General features: G+C 69.7%; 25 protein-coding genes and 1 pseudogene. 10 read left to right on the top strand and 16 right to left on the bottom strand.

Translation table 11 applies throughout. The annotated features are described in order from the left end of the window. The first annotated feature begins 16 nt into the window (after window positions 1–16). The 3 genes from speB (at window position 17) to G6N60_RS09410 (ending at window position 2,018) form a co-directional block, all read left to right on the top strand. The gene (speB, locus tag G6N60_RS09420) at window positions 17–1,108 is read left to right on the top strand and encodes an agmatinase (protein WP_163735699.1); all 1,092 of its coding nucleotides are present in this window, start codon (window positions 17–19) and stop codon (window positions 1,106–1,108) included. A 94-nt stretch (window positions 1,109–1,202) separates the two neighbouring features. Continuing rightward, on the top strand, window positions 1,203–1,400 hold the full coding sequence (locus G6N60_RS09415) for a hypothetical protein (protein ID WP_163735696.1): 198 nt from the start codon (window positions 1,203–1,205) through the stop codon (window positions 1,398–1,400). A gap of 21 nt (window positions 1,401–1,421) precedes the next feature. Further along, on the top strand, window positions 1,422–2,018 hold the full coding sequence (locus tag G6N60_RS09410; protein WP_163735693.1) for a TetR/AcrR family transcriptional regulator: 597 nt from the start codon (window positions 1,422–1,424) through the stop codon (window positions 2,016–2,018). An 87-nt stretch (window positions 2,019–2,105) separates the two neighbouring features. On the opposite strand, the gene G6N60_RS09405 is transcribed toward G6N60_RS09410, so the two are convergent. The 4 genes from G6N60_RS09405 to G6N60_RS09390 all read right to left on the bottom strand — a co-directional run bounded on the left by G6N60_RS09405 (window position 2,106) and on the right by G6N60_RS09390 (window position 4,497). Then, window positions 2,106–2,783, bottom strand: coding sequence for an IF2 family translation initiation factor (locus G6N60_RS09405; RefSeq protein WP_163735690.1), 678 nt, complete (start codon window positions 2,781–2,783; stop codon window positions 2,106–2,108). A gap of 38 nt (window positions 2,784–2,821) precedes the next feature. Then, window positions 2,822–3,379, bottom strand: coding sequence for a CsbD family protein (locus tag G6N60_RS09400; RefSeq protein WP_163735687.1), 558 nt, complete (start codon window positions 3,377–3,379; stop codon window positions 2,822–2,824). A 49-nt stretch (window positions 3,380–3,428) separates the two neighbouring features. Further along, the gene (locus G6N60_RS09395; RefSeq protein WP_163735683.1) at window positions 3,429–3,992 is read right to left on the bottom strand and encodes a hypothetical protein; all 564 of its coding nucleotides are present in this window, start codon (window positions 3,990–3,992) and stop codon (window positions 3,429–3,431) included. Between the two features lie 199 nt (window positions 3,993–4,191). Beyond that, entirely contained in the window at window positions 4,192–4,497 is a 306-nt protein-coding gene (locus tag G6N60_RS09390; RefSeq protein WP_163735679.1) for a hypothetical protein, read from the bottom strand. A gap of 294 nt (window positions 4,498–4,791) precedes the next feature. Between G6N60_RS09390 and malQ the strand changes: the two genes are divergently transcribed. Further along, complete coding sequence (gene malQ, locus G6N60_RS09385; RefSeq protein ID WP_246240519.1) at window positions 4,792–6,789, top strand: 4-alpha-glucanotransferase; 1,998 nt, start codon at window positions 4,792–4,794, stop codon at window positions 6,787–6,789. Here the strand turns inward: malQ and G6N60_RS09380 are convergent. Further along, a complete protein-coding gene (locus G6N60_RS09380) occupies window positions 6,769–8,361 on the bottom strand; it encodes a phytoene desaturase family protein (RefSeq protein ID WP_163735676.1) in 1,593 nt (530 codons plus the stop codon). The two genes, malQ and G6N60_RS09380, sit on opposite strands and share 21 nt — an antisense overlap. Window positions 8,362–8,365: 4 nt before the next feature. Then, complete coding sequence (locus G6N60_RS09375) at window positions 8,366–8,848, bottom strand: SRPBCC family protein (protein ID WP_163735673.1); 483 nt, start codon at window positions 8,846–8,848, stop codon at window positions 8,366–8,368. Window positions 8,849–8,988: 140 nt separating this feature from the next. Between G6N60_RS09375 and G6N60_RS09370 the strand changes: the two genes are divergently transcribed. Then, window positions 8,989–9,687, top strand: coding sequence for a GAF and ANTAR domain-containing protein (locus G6N60_RS09370; RefSeq protein ID WP_163735670.1), 699 nt, complete (start codon window positions 8,989–8,991; stop codon window positions 9,685–9,687). A 4-nt stretch (window positions 9,688–9,691) separates the two neighbouring features. On the opposite strand, the gene G6N60_RS09365 is transcribed toward G6N60_RS09370, so the two are convergent. The 5 genes and pseudogenes from G6N60_RS09365 to G6N60_RS09345 form a co-directional block, all read right to left on the bottom strand. Next, a complete protein-coding gene (locus tag G6N60_RS09365; protein ID WP_372511066.1) occupies window positions 9,692–10,429 on the bottom strand; it encodes a HemK2/MTQ2 family protein methyltransferase in 738 nt (245 codons plus the stop codon). 96 nt (window positions 10,430–10,525) lie between these two features. Beyond that, a complete protein-coding gene (locus tag G6N60_RS09360) occupies window positions 10,526–11,320 on the bottom strand; it encodes a SigB/SigF/SigG family RNA polymerase sigma factor (protein ID WP_163735662.1) in 795 nt (264 codons plus the stop codon). Window positions 11,321–11,532: 212 nt separating this feature from the next. Further along, window positions 11,533–11,991 carry a Rieske (2Fe-2S) protein gene (locus G6N60_RS09355; protein WP_163735659.1) on the bottom strand — a complete coding sequence of 153 codons (459 nt, stop codon included), beginning with the start codon at window positions 11,989–11,991 and terminating at the stop codon, window positions 11,533–11,535. Between the two features lie 12 nt (window positions 11,992–12,003). Then, window positions 12,004–13,084, bottom strand: a pseudogene (locus G6N60_RS09350) (3-deoxy-7-phosphoheptulonate synthase). A gap of 271 nt (window positions 13,085–13,355) precedes the next feature. Next, on the bottom strand, window positions 13,356–14,243 hold the full coding sequence (locus tag G6N60_RS09345) for a LysR substrate-binding domain-containing protein (protein ID WP_197746928.1): 888 nt from the start codon (window positions 14,241–14,243) through the stop codon (window positions 13,356–13,358). Between the two features lie 111 nt (window positions 14,244–14,354). Here G6N60_RS09345 and G6N60_RS09340 point away from each other — a divergent pair, with 111 nt between their 5' ends. The 4 genes from G6N60_RS09340 to G6N60_RS09325 all read left to right on the top strand — a co-directional run bounded on the left by G6N60_RS09340 (window position 14,355) and on the right by G6N60_RS09325 (window position 17,368). Continuing rightward, complete coding sequence (locus tag G6N60_RS09340) at window positions 14,355–15,095, top strand: SDR family NAD(P)-dependent oxidoreductase (protein ID WP_246240516.1); 741 nt, start codon at window positions 14,355–14,357, stop codon at window positions 15,093–15,095. Window positions 15,096–15,147: 52 nt separating this feature from the next. Continuing rightward, complete coding sequence (locus tag G6N60_RS09335; protein WP_163735654.1) at window positions 15,148–16,008, top strand: LysR family transcriptional regulator; 861 nt, start codon at window positions 15,148–15,150, stop codon at window positions 16,006–16,008. A gap of 124 nt (window positions 16,009–16,132) precedes the next feature. Further along, window positions 16,133–17,131: a type 2 periplasmic-binding domain-containing protein gene (locus G6N60_RS09330; protein WP_163735651.1), complete on the top strand. Its 999-nt coding sequence runs from the start codon at window positions 16,133–16,135 to the stop codon at window positions 17,129–17,131. A gap of 42 nt (window positions 17,132–17,173) precedes the next feature. After that, window positions 17,174–17,368 carry a hypothetical protein gene (locus G6N60_RS09325; RefSeq protein WP_163735648.1) on the top strand — a complete coding sequence of 65 codons (195 nt, stop codon included), beginning with the start codon at window positions 17,174–17,176 and terminating at the stop codon, window positions 17,366–17,368. Window positions 17,369–17,426: 58 nt separating this feature from the next. Here the strand turns inward: G6N60_RS09325 and G6N60_RS09320 are convergent, their stop codons facing one another. The 4 genes from G6N60_RS09320 to G6N60_RS09305 all read right to left on the bottom strand — a co-directional run bounded on the left by G6N60_RS09320 (window position 17,427) and on the right by G6N60_RS09305 (window position 19,466). Then, window positions 17,427–17,804, bottom strand: coding sequence for an STAS domain-containing protein (locus G6N60_RS09320; protein WP_163735645.1), 378 nt, complete (start codon window positions 17,802–17,804; stop codon window positions 17,427–17,429). Between the two features lie 52 nt (window positions 17,805–17,856). Then, entirely contained in the window at window positions 17,857–18,315 is a 459-nt protein-coding gene (locus tag G6N60_RS09315) for an ATP-binding protein (protein ID WP_163735642.1), read from the bottom strand. Between the two features lie 142 nt (window positions 18,316–18,457). Further along, on the bottom strand, window positions 18,458–19,219 hold the full coding sequence (locus G6N60_RS09310; RefSeq protein WP_246240514.1) for a cutinase family protein: 762 nt from the start codon (window positions 19,217–19,219) through the stop codon (window positions 18,458–18,460). Between the two features lie 4 nt (window positions 19,220–19,223). Beyond that, entirely contained in the window at window positions 19,224–19,466 is a 243-nt protein-coding gene (locus G6N60_RS09305) for a hypothetical protein (protein WP_163735637.1), read from the bottom strand. A gap of 241 nt (window positions 19,467–19,707) precedes the next feature. Between G6N60_RS09305 and G6N60_RS09300 the strand changes: the two genes are divergently transcribed. Beyond that, entirely contained in the window at window positions 19,708–20,511 is an 804-nt protein-coding gene (locus G6N60_RS09300) for an ABC transporter permease (RefSeq protein ID WP_179969777.1), read from the top strand. Here the strand turns inward: G6N60_RS09300 and G6N60_RS09295 are convergent. Continuing rightward, window positions 20,508–21,788, bottom strand: a complete 1,281-nt coding sequence (locus tag G6N60_RS09295; RefSeq protein WP_372511065.1) for a calcium:cation antiporter family protein — start codon at window positions 21,786–21,788, stop codon at window positions 20,508–20,510. The genes G6N60_RS09300 and G6N60_RS09295 overlap by 4 nt on opposite strands. Window positions 21,789–21,923 lie beyond the last annotated feature (135 nt).

Here is a 21,923-nt window from a genome sequence, read left to right as displayed (position 1 = left end):
CGAGAGGCTTGAGCACATGGTAGGCAGCGCATTTGGTCCCGACATCACGTTCCTGGGGGTGGATCGGTGCGACCTCGCCGATCGGGCGTCCTACGCCGACGCCGACGTCGTGATCCTCGGCGCCCCGCTCGACGGCGGCACCAATTACCGGTCGGGCGCGCGCTTCGGTCCGTCGGCTCTGCGCCAAGCGTGCTATCTGCCCCAGGACGGTTCGCGGCCCAGCCTGGCGCTGCGCGTCGACGGTCTGAAGGATCTGCGGGTCTACGACGCCGGCGACGTGCCGCTGTACAACGGCGACATCGCCCAGGCGGTCCGGCTCATCGAGGAGGACGTGTACGCGATCGCGTCGTCGGGTGCGATCCCCATCGTCCTCGGAGGCGATCACACCATCGCCTGGCCGGACCACACCGGCGTCGCCAGGCACCTGGGCTTCGGCAAGGTTTCGATGATCCACTTCGACGCGCACGCCGACACGGGAGACATCAGCAACGGATCCCTCATCGGGCACGGCACGCCGATGCGACGGCTCATCGAATCCGGCGCCCTGCGCGGGGACCGGTTCCTGCAACTGGGACTGCGCGGCTACTGGCCCGACGAGCCGGTGCTGCAGTGGATGGCCGCCCAGGGGCTCCGTTCTTACGAGATGACCGAGATCGTCGCCCGCGGTTTGCCAACCTGTCTCACCGAGGCCTTCGGCATCGCCACCGACGAGTGCACGGGCGTGTTCCTGTCGGTGGACATCGACGTCTGCGATCCCGGGCACGCTCCCGGCACGGGAACGCCTGAGCCAGGCGGCTTCTCGGCTCGGGAGCTGCTGGATGCGGTGCGGCGCATCTGCTATGAGCTGCCCGTCGTCGGCGTCGACGTCGTCGAGGTGTCCCCGCCCTACGATCACGCCGACATCACCGCGCTGCTGGGCAACCGCGTCATTCTTGAGGTCCTCTCAGCCATCGCGCGGCGCCGCAGGGACCTGGCCTCGGGCACCACCTGGGACCCGAGTCAGCCGCTGCTGGAGGGCCGCGAGGCCGACGAACAGTTGCGCCTCATCGCCGAAGGCGAGCAAGCCAGGCGCCGCGGCGAGGGTGTGCCGCGCCCGCACCAGCACTGAGGATCCGGTCCGCCCCTTCGAGGGTTGATCGACGCGCCGTGGGGGTAACCGCGGTGCGACGACGCGACGACGCTGCGGAGGAGGAGTCCTGACCATGCTCACGAAAACAACGGCGGTCACGGAAACCACGGCACACCCCACGTGCTGCCCGAGCTGTCAGGGCGCCTTCGAGTACCGGCTGGACGTCAACCCCGGCGGCGGCCTTCGGTACGAGGTGTCGTGCTCGGCGTGCGGTGAGGTCTACTACGACACCTCGTCGGCTCCCCTGACGAGCGTCCCGCTCGCCGCCTGATTCACGCGCTAAGCTGGACACGTGTCCAGCAAAAGCCCGGCCGACGTCACGGATCTCTCGGTCCAACGTCGCAGGAAGTCCCTCGCCGACGCCTCGGCCAGGCTGCTCGACACCACCGTCGAAGTCCTTCGCGACACCCCGTTCGATGCCCTGACGGTCGACCAGGTGGCCGCTCGCGCGCACGTGCCACCCGCCACCGCGGCGGACCTGTTCGCCTCCACCAGCGACCTCATCGTCGAAGTCTGTCTGCGCCGCATCCGCGGCATCGACGTCAGCACGGGGGCGAACTGCGGCTCGACCGCGAGGGTCGCCGGGCAACTGAGCCGAATGATGCTGGTGGTCGCCGAGGAACCCGCGATCGCCGCGGCGTGTGCGGCGGTGTTCCTCGACAGCGGCCCCACCGCCGACCGCGCCCACGAACAGATCGGCCTGCACATCCACCAGCTCATCGCCTCGGCCGTCGGGCCGGGATCGTGGCCGGAGGTCATCACGACACTGGAATTGGTGTTCTCCGGGGCGCTCATCCAAGCGGCGGCGGGCACGATGACCTTCCAGCAGGCGGCCGACCGGGTCGAGACGGCGGTCAGCCTCATCCTCGAGGACGCGCCACCGCGCTGAAGCGGGCGTCCGGTCGCACACCATGCCGGCTTTTCATGCGAACGCCGCGCCCGGTAGCTCACCCGGGCGCGGCGGTCGACGAACGTGTCAGGCCTTGGTGGCCCGCTGTTCCTGACGCTTGTCCTTCTCCTCTTCGGCCAACTGCTTCACCCGATCGGCCTGGGCCCGCTTCTCATCGGCTGCACGCTGCTTGGCGGTGGCGTCGTCGAGTTTCGCACTGGCCGCCTCGGTGGCCTTCTTCTCGGCGGCCTCGATGCGCTGGTCCTCGCGCTTCTTCGCAGCCTCCACCGACTCCGTGCGCTGCGCGGCGATCTCGTCGGCGTGCTTCTTGGCGGCCGCGGCGCGTTCCTGGGCTGCCGCGTCGGCCGAGCGCTTGCGTTCGGCTGCAGCACTATTCGCGTCGGCGACCGCCTGCTCCTTGTTCGTCCGCGCCGCGTTCTGCTCGTCGACGGCCTCCTGTCGGCGCGCCTTCAGGTCGGCATCGGCTTGCTGCTGCTTCATCTTGGCGGCCGCGTCCAGCGCCGCGGCACGTCCCCGGTCCTGACTGCGTTCGGCGAGCGCGGTGCCACGGCGTCTGAGCCTGGGATCACCCAGGGCGCTGCCCACGGTCGCGTCGAGTACGCCCAGCGAGCGTTCGTAGATGAGTCGGGCGGGCGCTTCGGTGTCCATCCGCGCCACGAAGCGATCCTCGATGAGCGCGAGTGGCACCCGGATGAATTGATATTGGAACCGCAGGATGGAACGCGGGACGGTCGTGATGTTCATGCTGAACTCCTCGATGGTGCGTGGGCCTGGCGCAATGCTCAGGACAGGTCGGCTTGGTCGGACACCTTGTCGGCGCGGGCCCGCAGCTCGTCGGCCTTGGCCTCGTCGTCGGCAGCGTCCTGCACCGCGGCCCGATGGTCGTCCGCGGCGTCGACGACCTCACTCACGGCCGACCGCACGTCGACGCGTTCCTGGCTCTCTGCGCGCTGCACGTCGCGTTGGGCGGCGTCGTCGGCCGCAGCCTTGGCCTGGGCGGCTTCCTGCTGGGCGGCCCGTTCTGCCGTGACCTTCTGAGCGTCCTGCTGCGCTTCGACGACGTTCTCGGCCGCCGCCGTGCGTGCGTTCTGCGCGATGCGCTCGCGTGCGCCTTCGGCTCTCGCGTCGGCCGCTTCGGTACGGGCCTGCTGGGCCTCGGCATCGGCGACGGCCTCCACGCTGTTCGCCTCCCTGCGCTCCTGCGCCTGGGTCTGCTCGAGCTGTCCCTCGGCGGTCAGCGAGTCGTTCCCGAGCACCGCGCCCGCGACTTCCTTCGCCTTGCCCTTGATCGAGTCGACGAGACCCTGACGGGCCTGGTCGGACTTTTCGTGTTCGGTCATGCATTCACTCCAATGTCGTTGTCGCGCAAGCGGGATGAGGGTTTGGTGATCAGTCGCGGACGCGCTGCGCCAGCGTGGTGCCGAGTCCGGCGATGATCTGGCTGGGACGCTGCTGCTCGCCCTGCTGGGCACCGAGGACGACGATGGCACCGGTCAATACCGGCAGCGCCCACTGCAGGTAGCGCAGCTTCTGCTGGGCGGCGGCGACGTCACTGGGCGTGCCGGCCGAGGGATCGGTCGCGCCGTCCACCGAATGTCCGTCTCCCTGAGCGGTCTTCGCGCCCAGGGCGCCGCTGTAGGCGGTCGCGCCCAGCGCTGCGGCCGTGAGCGCGATCTTCACGACGGTGTTGGACCGCACCCCGGCCTGGTGCACGGCGCGACCGCGGTTGGCGTAGAGGATGCCGCCGCCCCCGACGAGGTGCGCGCCGATGGCCACGGCATTGACCGGAGCCCACTTCGCCCATCCCATGGCCGCGACGCGGGCGCGGTCCTTCGGGTCGCGAACGGCGTCTGCTGCACCGTTGACACCGACGGCACCCATCAGCGATCCGCCGAACCAGGCAGCGGCACCGAGATCGTGCAGGGAGCGGATGACCGTATTGCGTGAAGACATAGAGATCCTTCGATGTGCGTCGTGAAGTGAGGCCGAGTTGCCCGCGTCCGTGGAAGACAGACGCCCAACGACAGGATGCTCGCCGTGGCCCATCTGAAACCCGTTCCGCCGCGCGCATTTCACATCGAGTCGACCCGACCGGCCGCCATCGCCCCCTGACCCCGGCGTGGCGTCGCGACGAGAGACGAGAGTGCTGCCTCTAGAAGGGCAGGTCGACCTCGCCGTTGGCGGTGACGCCGTTGTCATGGTCGCGGTCGACGTAACCCGGCGTGACCGGTGGCTGCGGATCGGTGCCGAACGGCACCAGAGGATCGGCGCCGAATGTGGCATCGCCCAGTGGAGCGCCGGTCTTGCCCGAGATCGGGGCCGCGGGATCCGTCGCCGTCGTCACGGGTCCGTCCGCCAACGGCACCGCGACCGCTCCGGCCAGCGATCCACCGACGATTCCTGCCGTGAGCAGGCAGCCGACGAACAGTCGGGCCGCCGGCGCAGTGATCGTGATCATGTTCTCTCCTGACCTGTGGTCGATCATCGACACCATCGATGATGTCCGTCGCGGCTGGTGAATTCACGGTGAACGGCCACCAAAGTGCTGATGACGCAATCGATGTCGAACCGACCGGGAACGCAGCGGCGGGGACGTCGCCGGCGGGTGGTCCCGGGCACCGATGTCGTGGGGCCGGGCGGCCCGTGTGAGACACGGCGGCTTGGGTATATCTGGGACCGTGCCCCACCTCCTGCGTCCTCGTGCGCTCGTGCCAGGTCCCCTCGTCGCGCTCCTCACGGTCGGAAACCGCTGGTGACGCAGTCGCCGTTGCCCGACGACCTTCGCCGACTGGCCGCGGAGTACGGGGTCGCGACCACCTACCGCAACGAGCGGCGCGAGCCGGTCCACGTCGACCCCGAGGTCGTGATCCGGGTGCTCGGGCTCCTCGACATCGCGGCGGACACCGAGGCCGACCGCGCCCGCGCGCTGGACGGCATTGCCGAGCGTCGCCGCGCCGGGGTGGTGGCGCCCACCATGGCCGTGCGCGTGGACGGCCGGTCCCGCCCGCTTCCCGGTGCGGTCGCGTTGATCGACGAGGCGGGCGACCGGATCGACGTACGCGACGAACTGCCCGGCGACCTCGCGCCCGGGTGGTACCGCCTGCAGTTCGGTGACGGACAGGAGACCACCCTGGTCGCCGCGCCGCCGCAGGTGCCCCAAACCCCAGTGACCTGGGGCTGGATGCTGCAGCTCTACGCGCTGCGTTCGGCCCGTTCGTGGGGTATCGGCGATCTTGGCGACCTCAGGGAGTTCGTGGACTGGACCGCCCGCGAGCACGGCGCGGGTGCGGTGCTGCTCAATCCGCTGCACGCGCCGGGTCCGACGCATCCGGTGCAACCCTCGCCGTACACCCCGTCGAGCCGGCGCTTCGCCAATCCACTGGCGTTGCGCATCGAAGACCTCGACGCCTACCGCGCCGCCGACGCGGACACCCGTGCGGAGGTCGACGCGCTGCGCGTGTCGGCAAGCACGCCGCGCATCGACCACGATCTGGTGTGGGCGGCCAAACGCGATGCGCTGGAACTGCTGTGGCGTTCCGAAGGTCGGCCCGACCGGGCGGATACGCGGACCGACGCACTGCGCGACTGGGCCACCTACTGCGCGCTGGCCGAGCGGCACGGCGGCCGCTGGAGCCGCTGGCCGGAAGACCTGCGCGACGTGTCCGGGCCCGCGGTGGCGGCCGCACGACGAGAGTTGGCTCCCCGGGTGGCATTTCACGCCTGGGTGCAGGAGCGGTGCGCCGAGCAGCTCGGGGCCGTGCGGACCGCCGCGCGCGACGCGGGCATGGCGCTGGGCGTGCTGCACGACCTTGCGGTGGGGGTCGATCCCGACGGCGCGGACGCCTGGGCACTGGCCGACGTACTCGCGACCGGGGTCAGCGTGGGGGCGCCGCCGGACAACTTCACCCCGCGCGGCCAGAACTGGGGACTGCCCCCCTTCCGGCCCGACCGCCTCGCCGCGACGGGGTATGCCGCACTGCGCGACATGCTGCGCGCCGTCCTGGCCCACGCCGACGGACTGCGCATCGACCACGTCGCGGGGTTGTGGCGGCTGTGGTGGGTACCGCCGGGTGAGGGCCCCGACCGGGGTACCTACGTGCACTATGACGCCGACGTGATGCTCGCCGTCCTGGCGCTGGAAGCGCACCGGGCGGGCGCCATCGTCGTGGGAGAAGACCTCGGAACCGTCGAGCCCGAGGTCACCGAGGCGCTGGCCAGCAGCGGCATGCTCGGATGCGCGGTGGCGTGGTTCACCCGTGACGAGTCCGCCCCCAATGAGCCGCTCCTCCCGTCGGCGGCCTGGCCCGAACGCGCGGTGGCCAGCCTGTCGACCCACGACTTGCCCACGGCAGCAGGCTATTTCGCCGGTGAACACGTCCGGGTGCGGGCCGAGCTCGGTCTGCTCGACGACGTCCCGGCGGAGGAGGCCGCCGCGGCCGAGGAGCGCGCCGAGTGGCTGGCGCTACTGAGGGCGGAGGATCTGCTGCCGCCCGAGCCGGACGATCCCGACGAGTCGGCGATCGTGCTGGCCATTCACCGATTCCTGGCCGCCACGCCCAGCCAGCTGACGCTGATCTCGCCCTACGACGTGATCGCCGAGCGGCGACAGCCGAACCTGCCGGGCACGGTCGACGAATATCCGAACTGGCGACTGCCGCTGCCCGAGACGCTGGAAGAGTTGCGCCAGGACCCCAGGGTCGCTCGGATCACCGCCGCACTGTCCGCCGCGTCAGCGCGAGAAGAGGCGTGACACCGCGCGATTCACCTGTCGCCGTGGCCAACCGGTGACGCCGTCGGCGGCGAGTGCCGCGCGGGCGGCGTTGCGGCCGCAGACGCCGTGTACCCCGCCGCCCGGCGAGGCGCCCGCACTGCCGAGGAACACGTTCGGCACGGGCGTCTCGGCGCGGCCGAACCCCGGTGCCGGACGAAAGATCAACTGCTGGAACAACTGTGACGTGCCGCCGTTGACGGCGCCGGTGTGCAGGTTCGCGTCGTCGACCTCCAGGTCCGACGGCCGCTGGACGGTCTTGCCGACGAGCTGGGACGCGAAGCCGGGAGCGTGGGCCTCCAGCACCTCGTCCACCCGCTCGGCGAGCGCGTCGGCGGATGCGTCGTCGGCCAGCCCGCGCGGCAGATGGGTGTAGGCCCAGGCACTCTCGGTTCCCTCGGGGGATCGCGTGGGGTCCGAGGTGGTCATCTGACCGAAGAGCAGGAACGGGTGGGTGGGCAGGGTCGCGGTGTTGAGGTCGGCCATCCAGCGGATCAACCCGTCCCGATCGGCCCCCAGGTGCACGGTCCCCGCTTCGGCCAGATTCTTCGAGCGCCATGGGATCGGCGCGTCGAGGGCGTAGTTGACCTTCAGCACGGGGGTGTCCCACACGAACCGGTCCAACCCACCGCGCAGCGCCGACGGCAGCGCGTCGGCGGGCAGCAGACGCTGGTAGAGCTGCGGGGCCGAGGTGTCGGCGATGACGGCCCGCCGGCATCGCACGGTGGTCCCGTCCGCGGTCCGCACCGCCGTGGCCCGGCCACCGCTCACCACGATGGAGTCCACGGCCCGTCCACACTCCACCCGGGCGCCCGCCGCCTCGGCGCGGCGGACCAGTGCGGCGGTCAGCTCGCCCGCGCCCCCGACGGGGACGGGGAAGCCGCCGCCCTGGGCCATCATGACCAGCAGGTAGCCCATGACCCCGCTGCCGGGGGCGTCGATTGGCACGTCGGCGTGCATCGCGTTGCCGAGCAGCAGCAGGCGCGCGGCCTCCCCCTCGAAGAGGTTCTCGGCCATCACGCTCGCGGGCATCAGCATCAGCTGGGCCAGGCGCAGCGCCTCGGCGGTACCGAGTCCGCGCAGCAGTCCCACGGGCCCGCGCAGCGGAGGAAACGGCGCGAACAGGGTCTGCAGCAGGGGATCTCCGATGCGCTCCCACTGCTCGAAGAGGTCGCACCACCGTCGACCGTCACCGCGGGCAAGTCGATCCAATTCACTTGCCGTGCGGTCGATCTCGGGATAGAGGACGGCGGCGTCCTCGTCGTCGGCGGATCGGGGGTGCCCGACGACGGCCGGGGCATGGGACCACCGCAGGCCGTGATCCTCCAAGTGCAGGTCCCGCAACGCCGGCGACGCCACCGACAGCGGGTAGAACGCGCTGTAGAGATCGCTGACGTACCCCGGTATCAGTTCGGCGCTCTTCACGGCACCGCCGGGGACGTCCTGCGATTCGCACACGATGACGTCCCAGCCCGCGTCGGCGAGCGTGGCCGCGGCGACCAAGCCATTGTGACCGGCGCCGATCACCACCGCGTCGGCGCTGTCGTCCGCCATCGAGCTAGTCACCGGCCTCGGGCACCCGGCGTTCGGCCAGAGCCGCCAACCGCCACGTGCACTCCCGGTTGCGAGGGACCGCGGCGGCCAGCGCCAGACGTTTCGGCACCCATCCCATCGGTATGCCCACGGGCACCTCGGCCATCTCGATCCGACATCCTCCGTCATCGAGATCGAGGAGCCGCAACGTGATTCGCGCCTTGCCCAGCGGACGACCCTTGGCGAGCAGCACCAGCCGTTCCAGCGGACGGCACTCCAGCACGACCGTCACGTCGTCGAGCACCAGCGGCCAGATGCCGACCGAATGCCGAATCGTGGCGCCCACCTGGGGCCAGTGTGCATCGACGGCGCGCATGCGGCTGTTGCCGACGACCCACTGCGAATAGGTCCAGCCGTCGGCGATCACCGCCCACACCTGGGCTCGTGAGGCAGCCGTCTCCCGCCTGACGACCAGCGAGCTGTCGACTTCTCCCGGATGTTCCGGCACGCTCCACCTCCTCGTCGTTCGGTTGGTCCTACCCGGGGTCGACGGGGCCAAACCTGGCCCGCCGCTCTCGGCGGCCAAGGCATAATGAGCGGCGTCGAGCAACGACGAGAGCAACGATGAGAAAGGCAAACGCACCGTTCATGACACCCTTCGCTGACCGCGAACTCGCCGTCCGCATGGCGGAGATGGCCAGAACGCTGGCAGGAGAGCGTAGCCTCGACGCGGTTCTGGCGGAGGTCACGTCCGCCGCCGTGGAGCTCATCCCCGGCGTCGACACCGCGGGCATCCTCCTGATCAAGAAGCGCGGCGAGTTCGAGTCGCTGGCCACGACGTCGGAGCTGCCCCACCAGCTCGACATCCTCCAGATGACGTTCGACGAGGGGCCCTGCGTGCAGGCCGCGCTGGCCGACACCGTCGTGCGGACCGAGGACTTCCGCACCGAGACGCGGTGGCCGAAGTACTCCCCCGCCGTCGTCGAGATCGGCGTGCTCAGCGGCATCTCGTTCAAGTTGTACACCGGTGACCGAACCGCCGGCGCGCTCAACCTGTTCGGCTTTGCGACCAGGGACTGGACCGCCGACGACGAGTCGACCGGCACGGTGCTCGCCGCGCACGCCGCAGCGGCGATCATCGCCACTCAGCAGGAGCAACAGCTCAAGGCCGCGCTCCTGTCGCGCGACCGCATCGGGCAGGCCAAGGGCGTCATCATGGAGCGTTTCGGCGTCGACGACGTGCGCGCATTCGAGATGTTGCGCCAGCTCAGCCAGGAGGCCAACACCAAGCTGATCGACGTGGCCGAGCGCGTGATCAGCACCCGGCCCAACGGTGCGACGAGCTAGCCCGTCAGACCCGATCCGCCCGGACGACGACGAGGCGCTCCTCGCGCCTGCCCGCCTCGAGCAGACCCACCCGTTCCAGCCAGTGCGCCCTGGCGGTCAGCACCGGACCGAACGGAATCCACTGTTCGGCAACGACTTCGGCGTGTAGACCACCGGCGCGCAGGCCGCCGACGGTGCGGTCGGCATCGGCGAACTCGGAGTGCACGATGAACATCGTTCCGCCAGCGGCCAATAGGTCCGGAGCGCTCTCGCACAGGGGGTCGAGCACCTGGCGTCCGTCACGACCGGCGTTCCATGCGGTGTCGGGTCCGGCCGCACGCGGGATCTGACGATCGTCGGCATCCTCGGCGAAGGGAACGTACGGCGGATTGCAGGTGATCACGTCGAACGGGGCGAATTCGGCTGCGCGGGTCCACGATCCGCGGTGAACGCGGACGTTGGCTCCGGCCGCGGCGGCGTTGGCCCGCGCACACATGACGGCCCGCGGGCTGCGTTCGAAGGCGGCCACCGAGGCAGCGCCCTGGGCGGCTGCGGCCAGCGCGACGACGCCGCTTCCCGAGCAGAGGTCGGCGACACGACTGCCCTCGGCGCGTCCCGCGTCGAGCAGCGTGTCGATGAGGAGAGCCGAATCCTCTTGCGGGCGATAGACGCCGTCCGCGACGCTGATGGCCGCGGGGCCGTCGCTTGCCTCGGTACGAGCGAACGCGTCGTCGGTGTAGACGCCAGGAAGGACTGTGGTCACTGCGGTGCTCCGTCGTGTGTGAGTAGCTGTCCTCGCACACATGCCCCGTAACCCAACCGTCGAACCACCGAAACGCAGACGAATCAATACCGGCGGCTAAAGCTGTTCGCGCAGTTGCCGAAGCGTCCGTTCCAGGATCCGCGAGACGTGCATCTGGGAGACCCCGATCTGCTCGGCGATCTGACTCTGCGTCAGCGAGTCGAAGAAGCGCAGGTAGAGCACCGTCTTCTCGCGCTCGGGAAGCGCCGCCAGCAGTGGCCGGACGGTTTCGAGGTCACAGATCCTGTCGAAGCCCGCGTCGACCGAGCCCATGGTGTCGGAGACCATCCGCGGCGCGGAGTCTCCTCCGGAGAGCGGGGCATCGATCGAATGCACCCGGTACGCCTCGGCCGCCAGCATGCTGTCGACGATGTCCTCGCGGCTCAGCCCGAGGACTTCGGCGAGTTGGCCGGCACTGGGCGCCCGACCCAGCGTCTGGGTCAGGTCCACGGTCGCCCTGGCGATGTCGCCGTGGCGGTCCTTGAGCCGGCGTGGGACGTGCATCGACCAACCGTGGTCGCGGAAGTGCCGTCGCACCTCGCCCATCATGGTGGGAATGGCGAAGGCGACGAAGTGCGAACCCTTGGCGGGATCGAATCGGTTGACCGCCTTCACCAGTCCGAGCCGGGCCACCTGGGTGAGGTCCTCGATGTCCTCGCCCCGCCCGCCGTAGTGGCGGGCGATGCGGTCGGCCAGAGCCAGGCAGCGGTCGAAGATGAGCTCGCGTTGGCGCTGAACCTCGCGCGATTCGGGGATGTCGCAGTGCAGTCCCGCGAACATGTCCATGACGTCGGCGAATTCGTCGTTGACATAGCCGGGGCGGGTTGTCGTGGTGGTCGAAAGAGCATTCACGGAGGACCCCTCACAGGCGTCCGGGGGCACGTCGAACGAGCGACGTGCCAATCCGCCGTAGGACGGAACCGGCGATTTGCCGTAGCGCGCAACACCAGAAGCGTTGCGGTGCCTTGAATCCGCTTTGCACTAAACGGCGTGTCCAGACTGGACGGTTCCCACCCTACCCCCTCCGAGTGGCGTCGAGAAGGCGATCCGTGGGGCCGCTTCCGTCAGCTGCCGGACGTCAGCCGGATCGCGCCGTCGACGACCTCGACCGGATGGGTGCTCAGGGTGAACCGGTTGGCGACCGCGCGGACGGCCTTCGAGTACGGTGCGATGCCGAAGAGCAGGCCCTTGGGGCCGCTGCGCATGGTGCCGTCCTCGACGTCGAAATGTGCTCGGTGCCAAGGACACTCGAGACATCCGTCGTCGGTGACCCGGCCGCGGCCGAGCCTGGCGAATTGGTGGCGGCAGACGTCGCCCACGGCGAACGGGACGCCCTGCGGCGTCATGCCGACCGCCAGGATCCCGTGCTCGGCCGTGTGCACCTCGACCACGCCGCGCGCTCCGAGCGCGGCGACGTCGACCAGGTGGTCACCGCGCGCCTCGATCACGTCGGCGGGGAGCACCGGTGGCAGCCAGCCGGTGTGGCCGCCGGCTGCTGCGCTGTCGTCAGGGGATGCCGTCATCGTGACACTGACCTACCCGCAGACGGTCCGGATAAACGGCCGACGCCCGCGGGCATCGGACAACCGCCCGATCACGTCCGCGGTGGTCGCCAGATCCATGCACTCGTCAGTCACCGACTGCCCGTAGCGCAGCTCGCCGCCGAGCGGCTGCGACCCGGCGACCAGGAAGCTCTCCAGCATCAGCCCGGCGATGCCGCGCTCCCCCGCCGCGATCCTGGCAGCGAGCTGGTCGGCGACGTCCGCTTGGCGGCGGTGATCCTTGCCGGAATTGGCGTGCGAGCAGTCGACGACGAGACGTCCCGGCAACCCGGCGGCGCTCAGCCGTCCGACGGCGGCGGCGACGGACGCCGGATCGTGGTTGGGACCGGTCGAGCCGCCCCGCAGGATCACGTGGCAGTCGGGGTTGCCCGCGGTGCGCACGGCGGTGCCCCGGCCCTGATCGTCGATGCCGAAGAACACGTGCCCGGCGGCTGCTGCCGTGACGCCGTCGATGGCGACCCCGACGCTGCCGTCGGTGCCATTCTTGAATCCGACGGGCATGGACAGCCCCGACGCGAGTTGCCGGTGCACCTGCGACTCGGTGGTACGGGCCCCGATGGCGCCCCACGCGACGGTGTCGGCGATGTACTGCGGGCTGGTCGGTTCGAGGAATTCGCATCCGACGGCAAGGCCCAGCGCGCCGATGTCCAGCAGCAGACGCCGCGCGGTGCGCAGCCCACGCTCGACGTCGAAGCTGCCGTCCATCCCGGGGTCGTTGATGAGTCCCTTCCACCCGACCGTCGTGCGCGGCTTCTCGAAGTACACCCGCATGACGATCTTGAGCCGGTCGGCGTGGGCCTCGGCCAGCGGAGCCAGCCGTCGTGCGTAGTCCATGGCCGCGACGGGATCGTGCACCGAGCACGGCCCGACGATCAGGAGGAGACGGTCGTCCGCGCCCGAGAGGATGGCGCCGCACGTCGTCCGCGGCCGCGGCGGACAGCGGGAGTTCGGCGCGGATCCGCGCCGGGGTGGGCAACGGTCGCAAGGACACGATGCGCTGGTCGCGGGTCGGTTCGACGCCGGTGGGTTCGACGACGTCGGGATGCTGGGTGATGGTCACGATGGATGCGGGCTCTCTGTCTCCGAGGGGTGCTCAGGACAGCCGCGCCGGATGCCCTGAAATGACGAAAGCAGTGACCTGGTGGTCACTGCTGGGCTCCGGGTGGGGGTGGTGGCGTGCTGGCTACTGCGCCTCGTCCGCGGCTCCGCCCGGAGCCGGGATAAAGCGCCACATGCCGCGCGCACCGATGTTCACGGCACACACCATACGCCCCGCCGGTGCCATCGCCGAACCTCGGGCGCGCACCCCGGGGGTGGGGCGACGCCTACGCGGTGACGGCGACGAGTCGCGACAGGAACGTCTTCAGCACCGGAGAGGTATTGGTTCGGTGATACCCCACCGCGACGTCGATCGTGGGTGGCTGACCTACCAGTGGGCGGCTGACGACGGCGTGCGGGAGGAGGTTCAGGGCATAGGCGGGCATGAGTGCCAGGCCGCGGGTCGACGCGACCAGCGACAGGGCCATGGCGATGTTGTCCACGCCGTGGTCCAGGCTGACGTCCACCCCGCAGCGGCGCAGATAGTCCTCGGTGACCGTCCGCAACACGCCGGCCTTGTTCGCCCCGCCGATGAAGGTCTCCCCCGCCAGTTCCTCGGGGGCGATCGCGTCACACGCGGTGAGGCGGTGATCGCGCGGCATCAGCACGACGAGCGGCTCGCGGTCCACCACGACGTACTCCAGCGGATAGTCCGGCTCGGGGCGCATGAAGGCCACGTCCATCCGGCCACGGGTGAGTGCCTCGCCGAGGCGGGGTGAGTAGTCGCTGGACACCGCGACCTGGATGTCGGGCAACTGATCCTGCAGCGCGCGCATCGCCAGGGGCAACCACGTCACCTCCAGTCCGGTCAGGAAGCCCATGCCGAAGCTCCGCCGGACCGGGTGCGCGGCGGCGCGCGCCGCCTGGACTCCCGCGTCGACCTGAACCAGTACCGCCCGCGCGTGATCCAGGAAGACCCGTCCCGCTTCCGTCACCTCGACCCCACGTGCGCTGCGGCTGAGCAGCTCGACTCCCACCTGACGCTCGAGGTCGCGGATCTGGCGACTGAGTGAGGGTTGCGAGGTGTGCAGACGTCGTTGCGCGGCCTCGGTGAGGCTGCCCGTCTCGGCGACCGCGACGAAGTAGCGAAGGTGTCGCAGCTCCACGGCTCCCATGCCTCCAAGATATGCCCCCAGCCTCGAAAGACCTTGTCGCAGCCCGTGGGGGCACCTAGCGTCATGTCGAGCACCCCTCAGCCACCCGTCACCGAGTTACGGAGGACCGCCATGCCCGACCTGACCGGCAAGGTCGCCCTCGTCACGGGGGCCTCGCGCGGGATCGGCGCGGCCATCGCCGTGCGTCTCGCCGCCGACGGCGCCAGTGTCGCGATCACCTACTCGAAGGGCGCCCAGGACGCTGCTCGCGTCGTCGAGACCATCGAGGCGGCAGGCGGACGGGCCGTCGCGTTCCAGGCCGACGCCACCGATCCCGCTGCCGTGCGATCCGCGGTCGACGGCGTGGTCGACGCCTACGGACGGCTCGACATCCTGGTCAACAACGCGGGCACTGCCATCCCAAAACCGTTCGAGCAGACGACGATCGAGGAGATCGACCTGGTTCTCGACCTCAACGTCCGTGGCCTGTTCGTCACCACCCAGGCGGCACTTCGGCACCTACCCGATGGGGGGCGCATCATCTCGATCGGATCGTGCGTCGGCGAGCGGATGCTGACACCCGGCCTCGTCACCTACTCGGCGACGAAGGGTGCGGTGAAGATGTTCACCCAGGGGTTGGCTCGTGAAGTGGGACCGCGGGGCATCACCGTCAACAACGTGCAGCCCGGCCCGATCGACACCGACCTCAATCCCGCCGACGACGAGTGGGCGGAACCGCAATTGGCGGCAACCGCGCTCAAGCGCTACGGCCACGTCGAGGACATCGCCCCGATGGTGGCGTTCCTCGCGGGTCCGGAGGCCGGGTACATCACCGGTGCGAGCCTCACCGTCGACGGCGGCACCAACGCCTGACGGTCCCGCGACGCATGTCGCACCCGTGGGCGCGTTGCTACCGTCGAAGGCCATGGACCTTCGCCTGCTGAGGTACTTCGTGGCCGTGGCGGAGGAACGACACGTCGGGCGCGCAGCAAGCCGGCTGCACATGACGCAGCCCCCGCTGAGTCGCGCCATCCGCCAACTCGAGGAGCACCTCGGCGTCGTCCTGATGGAACGCACGCTCCGCGGAATCACGCTGACCGCGGCGGGAACCACCCTGTACGACGGCGCTCGCGCGGTGCTGGAGCAGGTCGACCGTCTCGAGCACCAGGTGCTGGCCGCCGCTGGAGCGCGCCATCTGGTCGTGGGCACGTTGGCCGACGCCGCCGAACGGCTCGGTCGCGTCCTGGTCGACGAGTTCCGACGACGTCACCCGGAGATCGGCATCTCCATCCACGAAGTCGACCTCGGCGACCCCTCCGCCGGACTGCGATCCCACCTCGTGGACGTCGCGGTGACGCGAACGCCGTTCGCGGACAACGGGATCAGTACCCATCGGCTGCGCACCGAAGCGGTGGGCATGGTCGTGCGCGACGACGATCCGCTGGCCGGGCGCGAGTCCGTGCGCGTGGCCGAACTGGCCGACCGCACCTGGGTCCGGCTGCCGACCGGCACCGACGACCTGTGGTGCCGGTACTGGACGGTCGCCCCGGACGCGACGGCGGGCCCGGTCATGCGCACCATCCAGGAATGCCTGCAGTCGGTGATGTGGAACGGGACCTACGCCCTGGCGCCGCTCGATCAACAGCTGCCCGAGGGACTCACCCTGCTGCCGGTCGACGATCGCCCACCGAGCCACCTCGTGGTGGCCTGGAGGACCCCGATGCACGATCCCGCGATCCAGGCGTTCATCGACGTGGCGTCCGACGTCTTCTCCGACGAGCGGTGACGACTCGACCCTGTCACCAGTGTCGATGCCGACGCGGTATCGGCCCGTCCCAACCGGTCTTGGCGCCGGGCTGCGCTTACCCACGACGATGAACGCACGGCCGGTGACGACGGAAGGGCGTGCCATGAACCACACACTCGACATCGCATTCTGGGACTACGACCGGACGCAGGCCCTGGTCGACGGCTCCGTGCAGATCGACGGCGTCGACGCCCGGTTTCACGGCGGGCGAATCGTGACCGACGTCTTCGAGGCGATGATCCGCGACCGGGCCTACGACGTCTCGGAACTGGGCATGACCTACTTCCTACGCTTGATGGAGGTCGACGATCCGCCGTTCCTGGCGATCCCGGTGTTCCCCGTACGCGCATTTCGACATTCGGCCATCTTCGTCAACGCGCACAATGGAATTCGGCGTCCGCAGGATCTGGCCGGCAAGACCGTCGGGGAGTTGGCCGTCTACGGACACGACGCCGGAATCATGGCCAAGGGCATCCTCTCCGACGAGTTCGGCCTGACCCCGGACCAATGCCGCTGGGTCGTCGGCGGTATCGACTTTCCGCTGAACCCCATCGACTTCGTCGCCACCCCTCATCCAGCCGAGGTCGACGTCCGCCAAGCCGGTCCCGACGAGGATCTCGGACGGATGCTGGAGTCCGGTGCCATCGACGCGCTGATGTCCGCCGACGTCCCCGAGTGCGTCCTGCGGGGGTCTCCCCACGTGCGACGGCTCTTCGAGGACTACGACGACGTCGAACGCGAATACCACCGGCGCACCGGCATCTTCCCGATCATGCACGCGGTCGTCGTCCGCCGCGAGCTCGCCGTCGACCATCCCGACGTGGTCCGCGCCGTCTACCGCGGGTTCTGCTCGGCCAAGGACGCGGCGGCAGAGCGGCTGATCCGCGGGATGACGTTCAACAACATGCAGACGATGATCCCCTGGCTGAGCAAGCTGCTCGCCGACGACCGCAGGGCGCTGGGGCAAGACTGGTGGCCCTACGGCATCGCGGCGAATCGCGCTGCGCTGCAGGCGATCTTGCGTTACCACCACGAACAGGGCATCACCACGCGGGAGTTCGCGGTCGAGGACGTGTTCGTCGACTGTCTGGCCGACACCTAGGGCGGAAGCGGGGTACGTTGAGTCGATGACCAAAGGCTTGCGATGACTGCGAAGCCTCCCGACGAGGAGACCCGCGACGAGGCCAGCCCGCCGCCTTCTCGCAACTGGAGGAAGACCCTCAACAGGGTGCTGCTGGGCGTTGGGCGTGCCGACACGGCCGAGGATCGGGCGCGGCGATGGCAGCGCTTCAGGGAGGACGTTGCCGAGGTGGCGTCCTCGTTGCGGCCCTGGACGTAGTCCTGGGCCGCGCACCGTTTCCCGCAAGGGTCAGACCGAGAACTCCTGCCTTGCAGGGTCAATCGTGGTGCAGGTGCAGAGCAGCGTCCAGGGTGGGGTACATGTCCAGCAGATCGTCGATGCCCAAGAGCTGCATGGGACGTGCGGTCATCGGGCCGGTGGCGACGACCCGTAGTTGGACGTCGAATTCCTGGCTGCGGTACTGCGCCTGCATGAGGATGCTCATCCCGGCGGTGGTCAGAAAGTTCACCTTGCTCAGATCGATGATGAACACCGCAGGGCGCCGACGCAGGACCGTCCCCACCTGCCTGGCGAGGGCCGGTGCTGCCGCCATGTCCACGTTGCCACCCACGCTCAGGATCGTGGCGTCGCCGTCGTCGCGCTCGCTGATCGCCACGCCGCGAGGATCGTCCTCGGTGGCCGCCGGACCCGTCATCGGTACGAATCCGACGCGGTACACGGCGGTGGGAAGAGGTGCGCTGGAATGATCATGCGGTGGCTTCGGCGTCGGTGAGGCGCAGCGCGGGGCAGCGGTGGAAGTGCAGGCACACCGTGGTTCCGTCGTCGCGACCGTCGACGGTGAAGTCGTCGGCGAGTGCCCTCATCAGGATCATGCCCCGGCCGCGGCTGGTGGCGAGGACGGCGGGGTCGATCCAGCGGCCCTCGTCGGTGACGCAGATCCGCACCACTCCCTCCCCGCCGTCGTGGCTGACGCGCAGCGTCATGGTGCCCCGGGTGGCGTGGTCGCGGTAGGCGTGATCTGCGCAGTTGGAGAGAGCCTCGTAGGTGGCCAGGGCGATGTCGGCGTGGCGTTCGGCGTCGATGCGCACCGTGTCCGCCAGCCATCGGCGGGTCGACTCGGTGAGGGCGCCGACCGCCTCCGGGGTGGCCTGCGTCGTTTGACAGAGGTCACCGCGGCGAGCGGTGTGGGTGGTGTGCGCCGACATGATGTTCCTCGTAGTACCCGGCTGGCGGGTGTTTGAAGCACCCCGCCGGACCCCCTGGTGGTCCGGCGGGCCGAGCGGCGTTGGAAGCGCCAGGTCCAGTACGGCTAATCACGTTGCACGCCAACATGATTGGCGCGCTACGTCAATTCGCGTTCACTGCTCCCGCCAGTTGCGCGACCGGCGTGGATTCACGTCCGCGACCGTCGGCGCGCCCCAGCTTGCCGACGACGAAGTCGGCGGCCTGGTCGGTCATGCCATTGACCTTGTACGCGCTGTGGGCCGCCCGGTCGGTGCCGCCCGGGGCGCAGATGGGATCGCCGTCGGCGCAGTACTGCACGGTCTTGCCCACGAAGGTCGACCCGATCGTCAGGGGCGGCGCATCGTGGTCGAGCAGTCCGAGGACCCCAGGCGACGGTGTGCCGAACAGCGTCACCGCCGCGATGTGCCGTGCGAGTTCCGGCGCCAACGGAGTGGTCATGCCATCGGGCGCGACGTACCCGTCCGGCACCGCATCGGCGGTGACGTACCCCGCCACCGCGGCGCCTTGGGAGTACCCCCCGAGGACGATCGCGGTGTGTGGGCAGCGAGCGACGGTGGACTGGATGACGTTGCGCGCGTTGAGAACTCCGTCAGCGGCGCGGGCGAAGTCGAGGGAGGCGGGATAGTCGACCGGCTGCACCTGCAGCGTGCGGTCGCCGAGGCGGCCGGTCAGCGACTGGGTGAGGGCATCCCCCACGGCGCCCGCGCCGGGCGCCTCGAAGGTGCCGCGCGCGAAGACGAGCGTGACGTCGGAGCAACCCGTGTCCGCGTCTGCGCGCGCGGACGGGGCGGTGAGCCCCGTCCACGCCGCGCCGGTGGACACCAGTACTGCCGCCGACAGTGCTGCCCACACCCGCGAACTCATGTTCTTACAGGCCATTTCCGCCGACCGGGGCGGTGTCACCGGCGGGGCCGTAGGGGCCGTTCTGCGCGCCGTCGCCGACCTGGGGCGGCGTGGCCACGATGGCGGCACTGCCGTCGGACTGACACACCGTCGCGGTGTTGTCGACGGCGCAGTTCGAGTCGTCGGCGGCGGCCATCGGCGCGGCGACGAGGGGTGTGATGGCCACGGTCGCCGCGGCGGCAGCGGTCCACCAAAACTTTGCAGACATTGTTGCTCCTGAGTGAAATGCATTGGTAGTCGATGAATTCGGCAGTTCTCTTAGTTGCCGACGACAAGAGTTAGATAGCCCGACTCGACGTCACCCAAACCATTCACGTGCGCCGGATCTGAATCACACCCGCGGCGCACGTCCTCGGCTAGCGTGATCCCGTGCGCTGCACCGAACGTCGCCGTCCAAACCGTGGTCCCGTTGACGCCAGCGTCACGGACGCTGGGCGGTCGGCGTCATGGTGAGCAACGCCGAGCCCATCCTGGGCCCGGGTCTGGTCATCGTCTGCGTCGTGATGGTCGTCGCGGCGGCCCTGGTCTCGCGCTTCCCCTTGCGGGGCTCGTGGTGGCCCGCTCCGGTGGCCGCGGTGCGGGCGGCGATCCAGCTGGCGGCGGTCGCGACCGTGCTGGCTGTCGCGTTGTCCCGATTGTGGTCGTCGCTGCTGGTACTGGCCGTGATGTTCGCGGTGGCGTCGGTGACCGCGGCCCGCCGCAGCGAGGCCACCCGCGGCTCTGCCTGGTTGGCACTGTCCGTGGCGGCCGGCATGGCCGCGGTCATCCCGTTGCTCCTGCTGTCGGGCGTGGTGCCGCTGACCGGCGTCGCCCTCGTTCCGGTCTTCGGCATCGTGCTGGGCGGGACGATGACGGCCTCCTCCGTGTCCGCGCGGCGCGCCCTCGACGCGCTGAGCCTGCGTGCTGGCGAGGTCGAGGCGGCGCTGAGTCTTGGCCTCTCCGAACGAGACTCGCGCATGGAGGTCATGGAGCGACCGCTCTCGGACTCCCTGCTCCCCAACCTGGATCAGACGCGCACTGCGGGTCTGGTCACGTTGCCGGGCGCGTTCGTCGGGGTGCTGCTGGCCACCGGTTCCGCCGCGCAGGCCGGGGCAGTCCAAGTCCTGGTGCTCATTTCGCTGCTGCTGTCCCAGGCGTGCGGGGTCGCGGTGACGGGTGAGCTGGTGTCGCGTGGTCGCATCGTGCGGGTCGAGAGGCAGGCGCCCCGGGATGCGCGTGCGACCGCGATGCGAAAGCTCTTGCGGCGGCGCTAGTGCCGATGTCGGCCGGGGTCGGGCAGGGCACCGAAGCGGGTGGTGTCGTCGGTGAACGGCGCCCTTAGGGTGGGCAGCAGATGGCGGCGATTCACGACGAGGGCGCCCAGAGCGATCGCAGTATAGAGCCCGCAGAGGATCAATCGTCCGGTGGTGGAGGTGATCGGGAACTGAACGACGAACAGGGTCAGCAGGGCCCAGGCGGCGTAGCGGTGAAAGCTCAGCGCCAAGATCATCGCGACGCCCATCAGGGTCTGCGTCGCGGTCAGCAGCATCTCCTCGACCTGGCGTTGGTCCAGCACCAGCGAGGTGCCACCGCCGCCGGCGAGATGCGCCAGCGGCAGGGATCCGACGAGCAGCGTCCACTGGTTGACCTTCGAGGAGATCAACGTGGCGATCGCGTTGGTGCCCTTGCCGCGCGCGGCGAAGATGATGGCGATGATGAATTCGGGAGCCTCCGAAGCGAGCGGCGCGAGCCACTGCACGAGGAGGAACTGGTCGATGCCCAACTGGGTGCCCGCGGCGATGAGGCTGTTGGCGAACGGTTCGGCGCACAGCAGGATCACCGCTGCCGCCGCGACGAACATCGTCACCACGGTGAAGCGACGGGCCCGCCGTGGCAGGCCGCCGATGGCAGCCGCAGCACCGATGAGGTCGGGTTCTTCGACGTCGCCTCGGGTGAGTTTGAACAGGTAGAAGCCGAACCAGGCCAGCAGAGCCACGCCGAAGATCAGGTGGATGCGGCCGGTGGCGGGGATCAGGAACGCGGCCATTCCGGCGACGAGCAGGAAGCCAAGTTCCACGCGATTGCTCTGCTCGAGGGTGAGCCTGCGGACGCTCGTACCCGTTGCCTTGGTTGCCACGGCGACGGCGATGAGGACCACGACCGGCCAGCCCAGGCCCATCAGCAGCCGATTGGAACCGGTCATGTTGGCCGCGGCGAACTGGACGTAGGCGGCGTCGTGACCAGAGGTGTAGGCGTAGTACAGGTCCACGGCGTATTCGGGGAGGACGGCGATCAGCGCGAGGACGGCGATGGCCAAGCCACCGGACACGTCGATCTGGGCGGCCTCGGCGGCCCACGCCAGCAGGAAGCTGGCACCGACGACCGCAGCCCCGTAGATCAGCAGGGACAGCAGCGGCGTGGGATGAAAGCCGATGCCGCGCACCACCAGAGCCGGAATGATGCAGACCAGTGCGATGCCCACCGAGCGCGCCAGGATCAGCCATGGCGACGAATCGCTGGTCGACGTCGCGCTGCTGTCGTGTGCCGTCACCGGACGTTCTCCTCGTGCAGGTCGGGCCACCGCCCGAAGTGGAACGGGCCGAACGACGTTGGGTGGGCCCGTCATGACGAGGCGCGGCGACGCTGTACGTCATGGCGTGGACGTGTACCAGGAACACGGTACGCA

The sequence above is a fragment of the Mycolicibacterium madagascariense genome (assembly GCF_010729665.1).
GTDB classification, from domain to species: domain Bacteria; phylum Actinomycetota; class Actinomycetes; order Mycobacteriales; family Mycobacteriaceae; genus Mycobacterium; species Mycobacterium madagascariense.
Note: the sequence above shows the minus strand (reverse complement) of the source record. Positions and strands in the feature narration are given on the sequence as shown.

What these genes read in the sequence shown, in the direction of transcription:
- G6N60_RS09315 (WP_163735642.1), bottom strand. Translation starts at nt 18,315, where the DNA reads ATGTCGGCGCACACCACCCACACCGCTCGCCGCGGTGACCTCTGTCAA.
- G6N60_RS09345 (WP_197746928.1), bottom strand. Translation starts at nt 14,243, where the DNA reads ATGGGAGCCGTGGAGCTGCGACACCTTCGCTACTTCGTCGCGGTCGCC.
- G6N60_RS09390 (WP_163735679.1), bottom strand. Translation starts at nt 4,497, where the DNA reads ATGATCACGATCACTGCGCCGGCGGCCCGACTGTTCGTCGGCTGCCTG.
- G6N60_RS09320 (WP_163735645.1), bottom strand. Translation starts at nt 17,804, where the DNA reads ATGACGGGTCCGGCGGCCACCGAGGACGATCCTCGCGGCGTGGCGATC.
- G6N60_RS09400 (WP_163735687.1), bottom strand. Translation starts at nt 3,379, where the DNA reads ATGACCGAACACGAAAAGTCCGACCAGGCCCGTCAGGGTCTCGTCGAC.
- G6N60_RS09340 (WP_246240516.1), top strand. Translation starts at nt 14,355, where the DNA reads ATGCCCGACCTGACCGGCAAGGTCGCCCTCGTCACGGGGGCCTCGCGC.
- G6N60_RS09325 (WP_163735648.1), top strand. Translation starts at nt 17,174, where the DNA reads ATGACTGCGAAGCCTCCCGACGAGGAGACCCGCGACGAGGCCAGCCCG.
- G6N60_RS09305 (WP_163735637.1), bottom strand. Translation starts at nt 19,466, where the DNA reads ATGTCTGCAAAGTTTTGGTGGACCGCTGCCGCCGCGGCGACCGTGGCC.
- G6N60_RS09335 (WP_163735654.1), top strand. Translation starts at nt 15,148, where the DNA reads ATGGACCTTCGCCTGCTGAGGTACTTCGTGGCCGTGGCGGAGGAACGA.
- G6N60_RS09415 (WP_163735696.1), top strand. Translation starts at nt 1,203, where the DNA reads ATGCTCACGAAAACAACGGCGGTCACGGAAACCACGGCACACCCCACG.
- G6N60_RS09330 (WP_163735651.1), top strand. Translation starts at nt 16,133, where the DNA reads ATGAACCACACACTCGACATCGCATTCTGGGACTACGACCGGACGCAG.
- G6N60_RS09370 (WP_163735670.1), top strand. Translation starts at nt 8,989, where the DNA reads ATGACACCCTTCGCTGACCGCGAACTCGCCGTCCGCATGGCGGAGATG.
- G6N60_RS09380 (WP_163735676.1), bottom strand. Translation starts at nt 8,361, where the DNA reads ATGGCGGACGACAGCGCCGACGCGGTGGTGATCGGCGCCGGTCACAAT.
- G6N60_RS09310 (WP_246240514.1), bottom strand. Translation starts at nt 19,219, where the DNA reads ATGAGTTCGCGGGTGTGGGCAGCACTGTCGGCGGCAGTACTGGTGTCC.
- speB (WP_163735699.1), top strand. Translation starts at nt 17, where the DNA reads ATGGTAGGCAGCGCATTTGGTCCCGACATCACGTTCCTGGGGGTGGAT.
- G6N60_RS09355 (WP_163735659.1), bottom strand. Translation starts at nt 11,991, where the DNA reads ATGACGGCATCCCCTGACGACAGCGCAGCAGCCGGCGGCCACACCGGC.
- G6N60_RS09395 (WP_163735683.1), bottom strand. Translation starts at nt 3,992, where the DNA reads ATGTCTTCACGCAATACGGTCATCCGCTCCCTGCACGATCTCGGTGCC.
- G6N60_RS09405 (WP_163735690.1), bottom strand. Translation starts at nt 2,783, where the DNA reads ATGAACATCACGACCGTCCCGCGTTCCATCCTGCGGTTCCAATATCAA.